This is a genomic window from Stenotrophomonas sp. TWI819 (assembly GCF_039673075.1).
Classification (GTDB): Bacteria; Pseudomonadota; Gammaproteobacteria; order Xanthomonadales; family Xanthomonadaceae; genus Stenotrophomonas; species Stenotrophomonas rhizophila_B.
This window is the reverse complement of the sequence record NZ_JBDJKY010000008.1, coordinates 81,384-96,137: the sequence shown is the minus strand read 5'-3', so window position 1 is coordinate 96,137 and position 14,754 is coordinate 81,384. Positions and strand designations below refer to the sequence as shown.

Genomic DNA, 14,754 nt, shown 5'->3' with positions numbered 1-14,754 from the left:
CAAAGCGGCCATCCCGGTGGTGTGGGATCAGCCGGGGCGGTGGCAGACCGCCTCGATGTTGTTGCCGTCCGGGTCGAGCACGAACGCCCCGTAATAGTCGGGGTGGTAATGCTCGCGGATGCCCGGGGCGCCGTTGTCGGTACCGCCGGCCGCCAGGGCGGCGCGGTGGAAGGCGTCCACGTCGGCGCGGCTGGTTGCACTGAAGGCCAGATGCACGCCGCCATGCGCGCCGGGGGCACTGCCGATCCAGAAATCCGGTTTGCCGGTACGGCCGAAGCCAGCATGGTCATGGTCGCCGGTCTGGGCGGCCGATACCTGCATCACCACCGAGATGCCCAGCGGGGCAAGGGCCTGCTGGAAGAACGCCAGGCTGCGCGGAAAATCGGCGCAGCGGATGCCCACATGATCGAGCATGACTTCTCTCCTCAGTCCTGGGTGACCCAATGGGGGGAACGCTTGTCGAGGAAGGCGCCCAGGCCCTCCTGGCCTTCGGCCGAGACCCGCAGCCGGGCGATCAGGGCTGCATTGTCACGGTCGGTGGCGTCGCGGTCGCGGCCCAGCGCCACGCGCCGGACCAGATCCTTGGCCGAAGACGAGGCCACCGGGCCGGCCTTGTCGAGCAGGCCCAGCTGGCGCTGCACGGCCTCATCGATGCGTTCGGGCTCGATCAGCTGGTGGACCAGCCCGATGCGCAGGGCGGTCTCCGCGTCGAAATGCTCGCCGGTGGCAAACCAGCGGCGGGCTTGGCGCGGGCCGATCGCGTCGATCACATACGGCGAAATGACCGCCGGGAGCAGGCCCAGGCGGCTCTCGGTCAGGCCGAAGCGGGCGCTGGTGCTGGCGATGGCGATATCGCAGCAGGCCACCAGGCCGACCCCGCCACCGAAGGCGGCGCCCTGGACGCGGGCGATGGTCGGCTTGGGCAGCTCGTCCAGGGTCCGCATCAGGCGGGCCAGGGCGAGCGAGTCCTGGCGGTTGTCCTCCTCGCTGGCGGCTGCCATGCCGCGCATCCACTGCATGTCCGCACCCGCCGAGAACGAGGCGCCTTCGCCGGCCAGCACCACCGCGCGGACGCGGTCGTCGCGCCCGGCGGCCTCCAGGGCGGCGGTGAGCTGGGCGATCAACGAGGCGTCGAAGGCGTTGTGCAGGGCGGGGCGGTTCAACCACAGGGTCAGCACCGAGGCGCTGCGTTCAATCCGTAGTGCATCACTCATGGGTCGGCTTGCTCCATAACATGTACAGATCATAGCGGGCCATCGGTCACGGGCAATGACGCGGCGCGGCGATGGTAGAATTGATAACCATTCCTATCATCGAGAAGGCGCTCCGTGACGTTGTCCGATCTGGCGCTGTACGACTCCGCCCTGGTGGAGTCCGTACAGGAACTACACGCAAACGATGCGATCGCCCGCCGACTGAAGGAGCTTGGCTTCGTCAAAGGGGAAGAGGTGCGTCTGGTAGCCCGTGGTCCCGTCGGCGCCGAGCCGCTGCTGGTGCAGGTCGGGTTCACGCGCTTCGCGCTGCGCCGTAGTGAGGCGGCCCGCATCGTGGTGACCGCGTTGAAGGCCCGGGAGGCCCACGCATGAGCGCTGTGGCCAACGCGCTGCGCATCGCCCTGGTGGGCAATCCCAACAGCGGCAAGACGGCGCTGTTCAACCAGCTCACCGGCAGCCGCCAGAAGGTGGCCAACTACACCGGCGTGACCGTCGAGCGTAAAGAGGGTCGCCTGCGTGCGCCGTCGGGCCGCGAGTTCGCCGTGCTGGATCTGCCGGGCGCCTACAGCCTGCAGCCGGCCAGCCTGGATGAGGCGATCACCCGCGACCTGTGCCGGGGCTTCTACCCGGGCGAGGCCGCGCCGGACGTGCTGTTGTGCGTGATCGATGCGACCAACCTGCGCCTGCACCTGCGCTTCGCGCTGGAACTGCGCGAGCTGGGCAAGCCGATTATCGTGGCGCTGAACATGGTGGATGCGGCCGAGCGCCGCGGCATCAAGATCGATGTGCCCGCGCTGGAGCAGGCGCTGGGCGTGCCCGTGGTGGAAACCGTGGCGGTGCGCCGCAACGGCGCGGCCAAGCTGGTCGAGCGCCTGGATGCGATGGTGCCGCACCTGCAGGCCCCGGTGGCCGTGCCCGCCGCCGAGACCGACTACCACGCCCAGGTGCGCGACATTCTTGGCAGCGCGGTGAGCATGCCCACGCGCACGGCCAAGATCGATGACGCGCTGGACCGCTGGCTGCTGCACCCGGTGTTCGGGCTGCTGACCCTGGCCGTGGTGATGTTCCTGATCTTCCAGGCCGTGTACGCCTGGGCGACCCCGGTGATGGATTTGATCGAGGCCGGTACCGGTGCACTCGGCGAGTGGGTGGGTGGGGCGTTGCCGGAAGGCCCGCTCAACAGCCTGCTGACCGACGGCATCATCGCCGGCGTGGGCGGGGTGATCATCTTCCTGCCGCAGATCCTGATCCTGTTCGCCTTCATCCTGGCGCTGGAGGAGTCCGGCTACCTGCCGCGCGCGGCGTTCCTGCTGGACCGCATGATGGCTGCGGCCGGTCTGTCCGGGCGCTCGTTCATCCCGTTGCTGTCCAGCTTCGCCTGCGCGGTGCCGGGCATCATGTCCACCCGCAGCATCCAGGATCCGCGCGACCGGCTTGCCACCATTCTGGTCGCGCCACTGATGACCTGTTCGGCGCGCCTGCCGGTGTACGCGCTGCTGATCGGCGCCTTCATCCCGCAGAAGCAGATCTGGGGCGTGTTCAACCAGCAGGGCCTGGTGTTGTTCGGGCTGTATGCCGCCGGCATCCTCAGCGCGCTGCTGATGTCGTGGACCATGAAGAAGTGGCGCCGCGACAAGAGCGAGCACCCGCTGATGCTGGAACTGCCGTCCTACCGCATTCCGCATCTGCGTGATCTGGCGGTCGGTCTGTACGAGCGCGGCATGATCTTCCTCAAGCGCGTGGGCGGCATCATCCTGGCGCTGACCATCCTGCTGTGGGTACTGCTGTCGTTCCCGGGCGCGCCGGAGAACGCGACCATGCCGGCGATCGACTACAGCTTTGCCGGGCAGATCGGCCATGCGATGGCGGTGTTCTTCGCGCCGCTGGGCTTCAACTGGCAGATCTGCATCGCGCTGATCCCGGGCCTGGCCGCGCGTGAAGTGGCGGTGGCCTCGCTGGCCACGGTGTACGCGCTGTCGGCCGCCGATGATGACGCTGCCAGCCAGGCGCTGACCCCGCTGATCAGCGATGGCTGGTCGCTGGCCACCGCGCTGTCGCTGCTGGTCTGGTACATCTATGCCCCGATGTGCATTTCCACGTTGGCCACGATCAAGCGTGAGACCAACTCGTGGAGGCAGATGGGCTTTGCCACGTTCTACCTGTTCGCTGCCGCCTACATCGCCTCGCTGATCACCTACCAGGTGACCGTGGCACTGGGTGGCGGTTGATGGAGGCCGGGCTGCTGCTGCAGTACATCGTGATCGCGCTGGCCGTGGTGGTCAGCGCGTGGGTGGTGATGAAGAAGCAGTTCCCGGGCACCGTGCGCAAGGCACGCGGGGCGATCGCGCTCGGGCTGGTCAAGCCGCAGCGCGCCGCTTGGCTGCAGGCGCTGGGCCGTAAGATCGCGCCACCGGCGACCGGTAGCGGTGGCGCGTGCGGTGGTTGTGACAGCTGCGGGCCGTCGCCGCCGAAGCAGCACTGAGCCGCGCCAAAAACCCCTTGTACATCCTCGCCGCCACCCGCTAGCCTGCGGGCATGACTACCACTCCCCTACGTTTGCTCATCCACGGTGCCTCCGGCCGCATGGGCCAGACACTGCTCCGCCTTGCTGCTGACAACCCCGCTCTGCAGGTTGTCGCCGCAGTGAACCGCCGCTCACCGGCCCAGCGCGTGGTCGAGGGCGTGCCGCATTTCGCCAGCAGCGAGCTGGCCGGTGCCCCCCAGTTCGATGTCGCCATCGATTTCAGCCTGCCCGAGGGCTTTGACCCGGTGCTGGCGCTGTGCGTGGAGCGGGGCGCGGGCTTCGTGTCCGGTACCACCGGCATCAGCGAGGCGCAGCGCCAGGCACTGATCCAGGCGGCGGGCCGGATTCCATTGGTCTGGGCCTCGAACTTCAGCCTGGGCGTGGCGGTGCTGGATGAGCTGGTCGAGCGGGCCGCCGCCGCACTGGCCGGCTGGGACTGCGACATCGTCGAATCCCACCACACCCAGAAGAAGGACGCGCCCTCCGGCACGGCCCTGACCCTGGGTGCGGCGGCGGAGAAGGGGGGCGCGCAGCCGCAGTACGCCAGTCTTCGTGCCGGCGACATCGTCGGCGAGCATCTGGTCCAGTTCACCGGGCTGGGGGAGCGCATCGAGCTGACCCACCGGGCCACCAACCGCGATATCTTCGCCCGTGGCGCCCTGTTCGCTGCCAGCCAGCTGCCGGGCCGCGCGCCGGGCAGCTACCGGGTCCGTGATCTGCTGGACGGGGCTACGCCGCCGCCCGCCGTCTGAATGGGCGGGAAGGCGCGCGCCTGAACCGGCGCTGCGCCTTCTGTCAGGCTGAACAGGGCAATTGCACGCGGATACTGGCGTCGCACCCGGCTTCCCTTTACAATTCCCGCTCGCCGAATCACGACAGCCGGACCGGTCCAGAACCGCAGTCCGCGCTTTTTTGCAGCCGCTTTTTCGTGAAGCGCAGGCGTGACTTCGGTGACCCCTCGGTAGCCAAAGTGAGATTTCCGTGACCCAAGCCGCAATCCTCGTCCTCGAAGACGGCACCGTATTCGAGGGCGAATCCGTAGGCGCGCCCGGCCTGTCCGTCGGTGAGGTGGTGTTCAACACCGCCATGACCGGCTATCAGGAAGTGTTGACCGATCCTTCCTACGCCCGGCAGATGGTCACGCTGACCTACCCGCATATCGGCAACACCGGCATGACCGACCAGGACGATGAAGCGGCCAAGGTGTGGTCGGCCGGCCTGATCGTGCGCGATGTGCCGCGCCGCCCGAGCAACTGGCGCAGCCAGGTGTCGCTGCAGGATTGGCTGATCCAGCGCGGCGTGGTGGCCATCTCCGGCATCGATACCCGCAAGCTGACCCGCATCCTGCGCGAGCGCGGCGCCCAGAACGGTGCGCTGATGGCCGGCGAAGGGCTGAACGTGGAGACGGCGCTGGAAGCGGCGCGCAAATTCCCGGGCCTGAAGGGCATGGATCTGGCCAAGGTGGTCAGCACCGACAAGCGTTACACCTGGAGCGAGGGCCAGCTGGATCTGGACAGCAACGCCTTCGTCAACGCCGCACCGCGCTTCAAGGTGGTGGCCTATGACTTCGGCGCGAAGCTGAACATCCTGCGCATGCTGGCCGAGCGCGGCTGCGAGCTGACCGTGGTGCCGGCGCAGACCCCGGCCGCCGAAGTGCTGGCGATGAACCCGGATGGCGTGTTCCTGTCCAACGGCCCGGGCGATCCGGAACCGTGCGACTACGCCATCGCCGCGATCAAGACCTTCCTTGAGAAGAAGGTGCCGGTCTTCGGCATCTGCCTGGGCCACCAGCTGCTGGCGCTGGCCTCCGGTGCGAAGACGGTCAAGATGGGCCATGGCCACCACGGCGCCAACCACCCGGTCCAGGACCTGGACGGTGGCCGCGTGATGATCACCTCGCAGAACCATGGTTTTGCGGTCGATGAGGCCTCGCTGCCGGCCAACCTGCGCGTGACCCACCGTTCGCTGTTCGATGGCACCAACCAGGGCATCGCCCGCACCGACGTGCCGGCGTTCTCGTTCCAGGGTCACCCGGAAGCCTCGCCGGGCCCGCACGATGTCGGTCCGCTGTTCGACCGTTTCGTGACCCTGATGGCCGAGGCCAAGGCGTGATGCGCAGCCCCGCGCTGCTGCTCCCGCTGTTGTGCCTTGCCGGCGTGGCCCAGGCCGCGCCGGCGACCGATGCGCAGGTGCAGGCGGTCGTGCAGAAGCTGAGCCTGGGCACGCTGGGCACGGATATGGCCAAACTGATGGTCGATAACGTGCCCGCGCTCAATGCGCTGCCCGAGGCCGATCGCCAGTGTGCGCATGCCCCGATCCAGACGCTGCTCGACGCGCAGTTCCGCCGTTCGGTGATCGCCGGTCTCGGCAATGAGGGCGACCAGGTGATGGCCGAGTGGTCCCGCTTCCTGGCCACCCCGGCGGGCAAGGGTCTGTCCTCGGCCTTCGCCGGTGCGAATCCATCGACCATCGCCGAAAAGGCCAACGTGGACCTGAGTGAAAAGGAGCGCGCCGAGGTGGCTGCGTTCCTGGGCAGCCCGGCCTACACCCGCTTCATCGCCACGCTCGACATCGAGTCGGAGCTGCCTGACGACATCGGCGTGCAGTTGGCGAAAGGACTGCAGGACCAGTGCCGGATCGCGCTGAACCCCGACGATATTTCCTGATCGACAGCGTGCGATCACCCCCATCTGCCTCGCTGTCCAGACTTAGAGAAGACAATGCCCAAGCGCACTGACCTTAAAACCATCCTCATCATCGGTGCTGGCCCGATCGTCATCGGCCAGGCCTGTGAGTTCGACTACTCTGGCGCGCAGGCCTGCAAGGCACTGCGCGACGAGGGTTACCGCGTGGTGCTGGTCAACAGCAATCCGGCCACCATCATGACCGACCCGGAGATGGCCGACGCCGTCTACATCGAGCCGATCAACTGGCAGACGGTCGAGAAGATCATCGCCAAGGAAAAGCCCGATGCGCTGCTGCCGACCATGGGTGGCCAGACCGCGCTGAACTGCGCGCTGGACCTGGCCGACAACGGCGTGCTGGAGAAGTACAACGTCGAGCTGATCGGCGCCAAGCGCGATGCGATCCGCATGGCCGAAGACCGCGAGCTGTTCCGCGTGGCCATGGGTGAGATCGGCCTGGAGTGCCCGTCTGCTGCGGTGGCGCACACGCTGGAAGAAGCGATCGACATCCAGACCCGCGTCGGCTACCCGACCATCATCCGCCCCAGCTTCACGTTGGGCGGCAGCGGTGGCGGCATCGCCTACAACCGCGAAGAGCTGGTCGACATCGTGACCCGCGGCCTGGAACTGTCGCCCACCACCGAAGTACTGGTGGAAGAGTCGGTGCTGGGCTGGAAGGAATTCGAGATGGAGGTGGTGCGCGACACCGCCGACAACTGCATCATCGTCTGCTCGATCGAGAACCTGGACCCGATGGGCGTGCACACCGGTGACTCGATCACCGTCGCCCCGGCCCAGACCCTGACCGACAAGGAATACCAGCGCCTGCGCGATGCCTCCATCGCCGTGCTGCGCAAGATCGGCGTGGATACCGGCGGTTCGAACGTGCAGTTCGGCATCAGCCCGACCACCGGCCGTGTGGTTGTGATCGAAATGAACCCGCGCGTGTCGCGTTCCTCGGCGCTGGCCTCCAAGGCCACCGGCTTCCCGATCGCCAAGGTCGCGGCCAAGCTGGCCGTGGGTTACACCCTGGACGAATTGAAGAACGAAATCACCGGCGGCCTGACCCCGGCCTCGTTCGAGCCGTCGATCGATTACGTGGTCACCAAGATCCCGCGCTTCGCCTTCGAGAAGTTCCCGGCGGCCGATGCGCGCCTGACCACCCAGATGAAGTCGGTGGGCGAGGTGATGGCCATGGGTCGCACCTTCCAGGAATCGCTGCAGAAGGCGCTGCGTGGCCTGGAAACCGGCAAGATCGGGCTGGACCCGACCGGTCTGGACCTGTCCAACGAAGACGACATCACCACCATCAAGCGCGAGCTCAAGGCCCCGGGCCCGGAGCGCCTGTTCTTCGTGGGTGATGCGTTCCGCGCCGGTTTCAGCGTGGAAGACGTCTTCGCGCTGTCGCACATCGACCCGTGGTTCCTGGACCAGATCGAAGAAATCATCCAGGCCGAAGCCGAAGTGGCCGCCGACGGCATCGACGCGCTGGACGCCGTGCGCCTGCGCAAGCTCAAGCGCGCCGGTTTCTCCGACGCCCGTCTGGCCGAACTGACCGGCACCAACGAAGCGGCCGTGCGCGCGCTGCGTCGTGCCCACAAGGTGCGCCCGGTGTACAAGCGCGTGGATTCCTGCGCCGCCGAGTTCGCCACCAGCACCGCGTACCTGTACTCGACCTACGAGGACGAGTGCGAAGCGGCGCCGAGCAACCGCGACAAGATCATGATCCTGGGCGGCGGTCCGAACCGCATCGGCCAGGGCATCGAGTTCGACTACTGCTGCGTGCACGCCGCGCTGGCGCTGCGCGATGATGGCTTTGAAACCATCATGGTCAACTGCAACCCGGAAACCGTCTCCACCGATTACGACACCTCCGACCGCCTGTACTTCGAGCCGCTGACGCTGGAAGACGTGCTGGAAATCGTCGAGCTGGAACAGCCGAAGGGCGTAATCGTGCAGTACGGTGGCCAGACCCCGCTGAAGCTGGCGCGCGCGCTGGAAGCCAACGGCGTCCCGGTGATCGGCACCTCGCCGGACTCCATCGATCTGGCTGAAGACCGCGAGCGGTTCCAGCAGCTGGTCGACAAGCTCGGCCTGAAGCAGCCGCCGAACCGCATTGCCCGCAACGACCAGGAAGCGCTGCTGCTGGCCCGCGAGATCGGCTACCCGCTGGTGGTGCGCCCGAGCTACGTGCTGGGCGGCCGTGCGATGGAAATCGTCTACGGTGAATCCGATCTGGCCCGCTACGTCCGCGACGCGGTGAAGGTCTCCAACGATTCGCCGGTGCTGCTGGACCGCTTCCTGGACAACGCCGTGGAAGTGGACGTGGACATCATTGCCGACAAGGACGGCAACGTGCTGATCGGCGGCGTGATGGAGCACATCGAAGAAGCCGGCGTGCATTCGGGCGATTCGTCCTGCTCGCTGCCGCCGTACTCGCTGTCGGCTGAAACCCAGGCCGAGCTGCGTCGCCAGGTGGTCGAGCTGGCCAAGGCCCTGAATGTGGTCGGCCTGATGAACACCCAGTTCGCGATCCAGACCGGTGAGAACGGCGAAGACATCGTCTACCTGCTGGAAGTGAACCCGCGTGCCTCGCGCACCGTGCCGTTCGTCTCCAAGGCCACCGGCATGCCGCTGGCCAAGATCGCCGCGCGCTGCATGGCCGGCAAGACGCTGGCCGAGCAGGGCGCGACCAAGGAAATCGTGCCGGGCTACTACTCGGTCAAGGAAGCGATCTTCCCGTTCGCCAAGTTCCAGGGCGTCGATCCGATCCTCGGGCCGGAGATGCGCTCCACCGGTGAGGTGATGGGCGTGGGCCGCAGCTTCAGCGCCGCCTTCGCACGTGCGCAGGAAGCCGGTGGCATCAAGGCGCCGCCGCTGGGCAAGGCGTTCGTGTCGGTCCGTGACCCGGACAAGAAGCGCGTGCTGCCGGTCGCCAAGGCACTGGTCGAGCGCGGCTACACCCTGGTGGCGACCCGTGGCACCGGCGCGTGGCTGCAGGAGCACGGCATGACCTGCGAAATCGTCAACAAGGTGGTCGAAGGCCGTCCGCACATCGTCGATTCGATCAAGAACGGCGAGATCGTCTACATCGTCAACACGACCGAAGGTCGTGCGGCGATCAATGACTCGTTCTCGATCCGTCGCGAAGCGCTGCAGCATCGCGTGACCTATTCGACCACCATCGCCGGCGCCATGGCGCTGGTGCAATCACTGGAATTCCGCGGCACCGGCCCCGTCTGGTCGCTGCAGGAACTGCACAAGGAGTTGAACGCATGAGAGCACCGATCACCCTGAAGGGCGCGCAGCGTCTGCGCGAAGAGCTTGACCACTTGAAGTCGGTCAAGCGCCCGAAGGTCATCGCGGCGATCGCCGAGGCACGCGAACACGGCGATCTGAAAGAGAACGCCGAGTACCACGCTGCGCGCGAAGAGCAGGGCTTCATCGAAGGCCGCATCAAGCAGCTGGAAGGTGAGCTTTCGCATGCCGAGATCATCGACATCACCAAGCTCAACGCCGGCAGCAAGGTGGTGTTCGGCGCCACGGTCGAGCTGTCGGACGTGGAGAATGATGAAGAGAAGCGCTACCAGATCGTTGGCGACCTGGAAGCGGACATCAAGCTGGGCCTGATCGCGATCTCCTCGCCGCTGGCCCGTGCCTTGATCGGCAAGCTGGAAGGCGATGCGGTCACCATCGACGCACCGGCCGGCCAGCGCGAGTACGAAATCGTCAGCGTCCAGTACCTGGACTGACGGCGATGGCCACGGCGACGTTGTTGCTGCCGGCGCGCAGCCGGTTTCCGGCGGCGCCGTTGCCCGATGACGTCGCCAAGGCGCTGGGACGTGCGCAGCGCCGCAGCGCCGAGGCGGGCGAACGCGCCCAGCTGCGTCGGCATTTCCGGACGCAGCCGGACGCGTGGTCCGCGGCAGCCCTGACCCGTGAGCTGGATGTCGGCGATGCCGATCAATCCGTGTGGCTGCGGGCGGATCCGGCCAATGTGGTGCCGGACATGCATGGTGCACGCCTGATGGGGCACGGGGATACCCTGCGCCCCGATCTGGCCGATGTGATGCATCTGCTGCCGGCGTTGCAGCCGTTGTTTGCCGGCTACGGCTTCGTGCTGGATGCACCGGTGCCGTCGCGCTGGTATCTGCGCCTGCCGCCAGGCACCACGCTGCCCGTCTTCGCCGAACCCGATGAAGTGCTCGGCGATGATCTGTTTGCCCATCTGCCCGAAGGCGATGCGGGCCGCCGTTGGCGCGCCCTGCTGACCGAAGCACAGGTGGTGTTGCACCAGCACGAGTGGAACCAGCAGCGCGTGGCCGACGGCAAACGTGCGATCAACTCGCTGTGGTTCTGGGGCGGCGGCGAGCTGCCGGAGCGTGTGACCACCGCGCATGCCCAGGTCCGCAGCCGCGATGCGCTGCTGCAGGCGCTGGCCAAGGCCGCGGGTCTGCAGGCCGATGGCGAGCAGACCGTGGATGCCCTGGTGGACCTGCGTCAGCTGCGTTCGCTGGAACAGTTGGGCAATGAGGCGATCCGCCCGTTGCTGGCGGCGATTGCCCGCGGGGAATTGAAGCGGCTGGTGCTGGATTTCGAGGACGGCGCCCGCGTGGAGATCGACAAGACCCAGCGCTGGCGGTTCTGGAAGAAGCCGGTGCAACTGCACGACCTCTGAGTGCGTCGCAATGACCGCCGGCAGTGGCTGGCTCCAGCGGGCAGGCTGCGCCATCCACGCATGGCGTGGATCTACCGTTGTCCTGCCGGTATTCCAGGGTAGATCCACGCCATGCGTGGATGCGTTCACCGGGCAGTATCATGGTCGCGCACGTCATCGATCGAGCCCGTTTTGACCCAGTCTGAAGCACCCCGTATCCAGCGCCGTCCTGCCGCCGCCGTCAGCGAGTGGCCGTCCTCCATGTTGCCGTTGCTGCAGCGTTTGTACGCCGCGCGCGGGGTAACCGATGCCGCGCAGGCCCAGCCGAAGCTGGCCCAGCTGCATGCGCCGGATCTGCTGGGCAGCATGCAGGCTGCGGTAACGCTGCTGGCCGATGCGATCGCCACCAACGAACGCATCCTGATCGTCGGCGATTTCGACTGCGATGGCGCCACCGCCTGTGCGGTCGGCGTGCGCGGCCTGCGCATGCTCGGCGCGCGCGATGTGGTGCACGCGGTGCCCAACCGCATGCTGCATGGCTATGGGCTGTCGCCATCGCTGGTGGCCGAGCTGGCCCCGCTCAACCCTGGCCTGCTGGTCACGGTCGACCATGGCATCGCCTGCCATGCCGGCGTCAACGCGGCCAAGGCACTGGGCTGGAAAGTACTGGTCACCGATCACCATCTGCCGGGCGAGCATCTGCCGCCGGCCGATGCCATCGTCGACCCCAACATCAGCGGTGATGCGTTCCCCAGCAAGGCACTGGCCGGCGTCGGGGTGATCTTCTATGTATTGATGGCGCTGCGCCGCCACCTGCGCGAGCAGGGGGCGTATGCCACGGCACCAGAGCCGGATCTGCTGACCCTGCTGGACCTGGTCGCGGTGGGCACCGTCGCCGATCTGGTCGCGCTGGATGACAACAACCGCGCCCTGGTCTCGGCCGGCCTGCGCCGGCTGCGCAGCGGCAAGGGCTGCGTTGGCCTGCAGGCGCTGATCGAGGCCAGCGGGCGTGATGCCTCGCGGCTGACCGGCAGTGACATTGGTTTCGCGCTCGGCCCACGGTTGAACGCCGCTGGCCGGCTGGAAGACATGGCACTGGGCATCGAGCTGCTGCTCACCGAAGACCGCGCCCACGCGCGTGAAATCGCCACGACGCTGGAGTCGATCAATACCGAGCGCCGTGCGGTCCAGCAGTTGATGACCGACGACGCGGAGCTGGCAGTGTCCCGTGCGGTACTCAGCGCCGAGGGCGTACGCCCGGTCGCGGCCTGCCTGTTCGATGCCGAGTGGCACCCGGGCGTGGTCGGTCTGGTCGCCTCCAAGATGAAGGATCGCCTGCACCGGCCGGTGATCGCGTTCGCGCCTTCAGAGCCCGGCGGCGATTCGCTGCGTGGCTCGGCGCGCTCGATTCCCGGCTTCCATATCCGTGACGCGCTGGCCTTGGTCAACGCGGCGCACCCGGGCCTGATCGACAAGTTCGGAGGCCACGCCATGGCCGCCGGCCTGAGCCTGCCGCACGCGCAGCTGGCCGCGTTCGAGCAGGCCTTCGTGGACGTGGTGGAGCGCACGCTGGATCCACTGTCGCTGCAGCAGCTGCTGCTCACCGACGGCGAGCTGTTGCCGCAGGAACTGGATTTCGCCCATGCCGAGGCGCTGCGCCTGGCCGGGCCGTGGGGGCAGGGCTTCCCCGAGCCGCTGTTCGATGGTCACTTCCAGGTCGCGCGCTGGCAGGTGCTCAAAGAGAAGCACCTGAAGCTGAGCCTGCGCGTGCCGGGCCGTGCCGAACCGGTCAGCGCCATCCACTTCAGCGGCTGGACCGGCAATGCGCCGGCCAATCAGGTGCATATCGCCTACCGGCTGGTCAGCGATGACTATCGGGGAGGCGGCGCGATCCAGCTGATCGTGGAGCACTGCGCGGATGCCTGACCTGCGCCTATCGCCCACCGAACGTTTCGATCTGCAGAGCCGCATCGTGCTGCAGGGTGACGAGACCGCACGCACCGGACTCTCCGCCCGCGAAGGGTTCGAATTCCCGGACCTGGAAGGCTCGCGCCAGAGCGTGGCATGGTTGTTGCGGCAGGAACTGGCCGCACGGATCGAGGGCGGAGCCGGCGCGTCCACCGGTCCGATCACAGTAGCCGACGCGGTTGCCGCGGTGATGGCGCGGCTGAGAAGGACCCGCTGCGTGGCCACGGCCTACCAGCCCTCGGACGACCCGGACGATTACCGGGATGCCGACGATCAGACCGGGGCGCTGGCGTATACCTGCCAGCTGCCCGATCCCGCCGCGTTGCGTCCCGTGCATGCAGCGCTGCACGCGGCCCAGGACGGTCCGGATCGGCATCAGGCCGCGCAACGACTGCTTGCCGCTTACGTCGAACACCTGTCCAGCGCACCGGACAGGCCTGTGCACGCACATCACGCCGTATTCTCGCGCCCGTACTCGGCCGACCACGCCGTGATGCAGAGCATGGCGGTCATGGAGACGATCCTGCCCGCGCTGTTTCCGTTCGACGGCTGGGAAGACGGCGACGACTGAGCATCGCCGGGCCAACGGTGATCGCGTCGATCGAGTGGTTTATTCCTGCACCTTGGTCACCAGCGTCGGCATTTCCCAGGCGCCACCGGCGGACACCAGGCGGCACAAGCCGGTGCTGCTGTCGGCGGTCCTGACGAACTGCGTGCCGGTCCAGCCCCAGGTGGTGGAGTACCAGCAATCGCCCAGCCCGCGGCCCTTGTGCGCCTCCTGGATGGTGCGAACCTCATCACCGACCGCTGCCGTGGTGACCAGCCGCGGCTGGTACGGCGCGCGGTCGTTGATCACCCAATAGCCGTCACCGCTGTTGTACGCGCCGCGCCAGCAGCTCAGCGAGACCAGCAGCTTGTCGGCGCTGAGCCGCTGCACCGTCAGCGCTTCGGGCTCCTCGTCGGGCGACAGGCTGCCGCTGGGTCCCAGCGCTTCGCAATCGTCGGCTGAAGTCACTGCTGTGAGGGCGGCACGCAGCGCCGGCGATGCGGCCAGCGCGGTGTCCGCCGGACGGGTTGCCACCGGCGTGCCCAGCTGCACGACCGGCACCGGCAGTGCGGGCGGCACCGAGGATTCGGCGAGGGTGCCTTTGCGCATCAACGCGCCGGGTGTGCCAAGGCGACCTTGGAACGCATCCATCTTCAACAGCACGGCCGAGGCGCCCTGATCGGAGACCGTCCAGCGCGCGCCATCGTCGCCGATCAGCTCGATGCGGCTGTTGCGTGTCAGGGAGGTAAGCAGGGCAGCCAGCTGCTTCGCGGAAAAAGTGGCGGTTCCATCGGCGGCGTCGAACTGCATCGGGCCCAGCGAGGTGCCGTTGATCTGCAGGTTGAGCCGCTGGGTGGCGGTGTTGTCGTCGTATTGGCCGAGCATCAGTTCAGCCTGCACCGGCTGGTCCGGCCCGCCCGCGCGGGTGAGCAGGATCGAGACCGGGTCGCCGCCATTGTCGTCGGCCTGATAACCGGCGGCGCGGCAGGTACGGGTGTTGTCGCAGGCCAGCGTCCAGTCGTGGTGGGTGAACGTCACGCCCTCGATGGGGGCGGCGGCGTGACCGGGCAGGGTGAGCCCCATCAACAGCGGGGCGGTCAACAACAGGCGCATGCGGCATCCTTGGTACATCAATCCGTGGAGGGCGATCTTGGCCCAGC

14 protein-coding genes are annotated in these 14,754 nt (G+C 67.4%); 11 read left to right on the top strand and 3 right to left on the bottom strand.

Going from position 1 to position 14,754, the window contains the following annotated elements:
* Positions 1–27: 27 nt before the first annotated feature.
* The gene (locus tag ABE463_RS12500; RefSeq protein ID WP_346468386.1) at positions 28–414 is read right to left on the bottom strand and encodes a VOC family protein; all 387 of its coding nucleotides are present in this window, start codon (positions 412–414) and stop codon (positions 28–30) included.
* An 11-nt stretch (positions 415–425) separates the two neighbouring features.
* A complete protein-coding gene (locus ABE463_RS12495) occupies positions 426–1,214 on the bottom strand; it encodes an enoyl-CoA hydratase-related protein (RefSeq protein ID WP_346468385.1) in 789 nt (262 codons plus the stop codon).
* Between the two features lie 114 nt (positions 1,215–1,328).
* On the opposite strand from ABE463_RS12495, the gene ABE463_RS12490 reads away from it, so the two are divergent.
* The 11 genes from ABE463_RS12490 (at position 1,329) to ABE463_RS12440 (ending at position 13,618) form a co-directional block, all read left to right on the top strand.
* Entirely contained in the window at positions 1,329–1,586 is a 258-nt protein-coding gene (locus ABE463_RS12490) for a FeoA family protein (RefSeq protein ID WP_123729145.1), read from the top strand.
* Entirely contained in the window at positions 1,583–3,442 is a 1,860-nt protein-coding gene (locus ABE463_RS12485) for a ferrous iron transporter B (RefSeq protein ID WP_346468384.1), read from the top strand. Before ABE463_RS12490 ends, ABE463_RS12485 begins: the two co-directional genes overlap by 4 nt.
* A complete protein-coding gene (locus tag ABE463_RS12480; protein ID WP_346468383.1) occupies positions 3,442–3,696 on the top strand; it encodes a DUF6587 family protein in 255 nt (84 codons plus the stop codon). The genes ABE463_RS12485 and ABE463_RS12480 overlap by 1 nt, the downstream gene beginning before the upstream one ends.
* A 53-nt stretch (positions 3,697–3,749) precedes the next feature.
* Positions 3,750–4,490, top strand: coding sequence for a 4-hydroxy-tetrahydrodipicolinate reductase (gene dapB / locus ABE463_RS12475; RefSeq protein WP_346468382.1), 741 nt, complete (start codon positions 3,750–3,752; stop codon positions 4,488–4,490).
* A gap of 229 nt (positions 4,491–4,719) precedes the next feature.
* The gene (gene carA / locus ABE463_RS12470; protein WP_123729149.1) at positions 4,720–5,850 is read left to right on the top strand and encodes a glutamine-hydrolyzing carbamoyl-phosphate synthase small subunit; all 1,131 of its coding nucleotides are present in this window, start codon (positions 4,720–4,722) and stop codon (positions 5,848–5,850) included.
* Complete coding sequence (locus tag ABE463_RS12465; protein WP_346468450.1) at positions 5,850–6,404, top strand: hypothetical protein; 555 nt, start codon at positions 5,850–5,852, stop codon at positions 6,402–6,404. The genes carA and ABE463_RS12465 overlap by 1 nt, the downstream gene beginning before the upstream one ends.
* 54 nt (positions 6,405–6,458) lie before the next feature.
* Positions 6,459–9,701, top strand: coding sequence for a carbamoyl-phosphate synthase large subunit (gene carB / locus ABE463_RS12460; RefSeq protein ID WP_346468381.1), 3,243 nt, complete (start codon positions 6,459–6,461; stop codon positions 9,699–9,701).
* Positions 9,702–9,709: 8 nt separating this feature from the next.
* Positions 9,710–10,174 (top strand): transcription elongation factor GreA, encoded by a 465-nt coding sequence (greA, locus tag ABE463_RS12455; protein WP_183073734.1) that lies wholly within the window; start codon positions 9,710–9,712, stop codon positions 10,172–10,174.
* A gap of 5 nt (positions 10,175–10,179) precedes the next feature.
* Positions 10,180–11,100, top strand: a complete 921-nt coding sequence (locus tag ABE463_RS12450; protein ID WP_346468380.1) for a phosphoglycerate mutase — start codon at positions 10,180–10,182, stop codon at positions 11,098–11,100.
* A gap of 240 nt (positions 11,101–11,340) precedes the next feature.
* Positions 11,341–13,005: a single-stranded-DNA-specific exonuclease RecJ gene (gene recJ / locus ABE463_RS12445; protein ID WP_346468449.1), complete on the top strand. Its 1,665-nt coding sequence runs from the start codon at positions 11,341–11,343 to the stop codon at positions 13,003–13,005.
* A complete protein-coding gene (locus ABE463_RS12440; protein WP_346468379.1) occupies positions 12,998–13,618 on the top strand; it encodes a hypothetical protein in 621 nt (206 codons plus the stop codon). The genes recJ and ABE463_RS12440 overlap by 8 nt, the downstream gene beginning before the upstream one ends.
* 39 nt (positions 13,619–13,657) lie before the next feature.
* On the opposite strand, the gene ABE463_RS12435 is transcribed toward ABE463_RS12440, so the two are convergent.
* On the bottom strand, positions 13,658–14,707 hold the full coding sequence (locus ABE463_RS12435; protein ID WP_346468378.1) for a DUF1176 domain-containing protein: 1,050 nt from the start codon (positions 14,705–14,707) through the stop codon (positions 13,658–13,660).
* Positions 14,708–14,754: the final 47 nt, after the last annotated feature.

What these genes read in the sequence shown, in the direction of transcription:
- ABE463_RS12500 (WP_346468386.1), bottom strand. Translation starts at nt 414, where the DNA reads ATGCTCGATCATGTGGGCATCCGCTGCGCCGATTTTCCGCGCAGCCTG.
- ABE463_RS12495 (WP_346468385.1), bottom strand. Translation starts at nt 1,214, where the DNA reads ATGAGTGATGCACTACGGATTGAACGCAGCGCCTCGGTGCTGACCCTG.
- ABE463_RS12485 (WP_346468384.1), top strand. Translation starts at nt 1,583, where the DNA reads ATGAGCGCTGTGGCCAACGCGCTGCGCATCGCCCTGGTGGGCAATCCC.
- ABE463_RS12480 (WP_346468383.1), top strand. Translation starts at nt 3,442, where the DNA reads ATGGAGGCCGGGCTGCTGCTGCAGTACATCGTGATCGCGCTGGCCGTG.
- dapB (WP_346468382.1), top strand. Translation starts at nt 3,750, where the DNA reads ATGACTACCACTCCCCTACGTTTGCTCATCCACGGTGCCTCCGGCCGC.
- ABE463_RS12465 (WP_346468450.1), top strand. Translation starts at nt 5,850, where the DNA reads ATGCGCAGCCCCGCGCTGCTGCTCCCGCTGTTGTGCCTTGCCGGCGTG.
- carB (WP_346468381.1), top strand. Translation starts at nt 6,459, where the DNA reads ATGCCCAAGCGCACTGACCTTAAAACCATCCTCATCATCGGTGCTGGC.
- ABE463_RS12450 (WP_346468380.1), top strand. Translation starts at nt 10,180, where the DNA reads ATGGCCACGGCGACGTTGTTGCTGCCGGCGCGCAGCCGGTTTCCGGCG.
- recJ (WP_346468449.1), top strand. Translation starts at nt 11,341, where the DNA reads ATGTTGCCGTTGCTGCAGCGTTTGTACGCCGCGCGCGGGGTAACCGAT.
- ABE463_RS12440 (WP_346468379.1), top strand. Translation starts at nt 12,998, where the DNA reads ATGCCTGACCTGCGCCTATCGCCCACCGAACGTTTCGATCTGCAGAGC.
- ABE463_RS12435 (WP_346468378.1), bottom strand. Translation starts at nt 14,707, where the DNA reads ATGCGCCTGTTGTTGACCGCCCCGCTGTTGATGGGGCTCACCCTGCCC.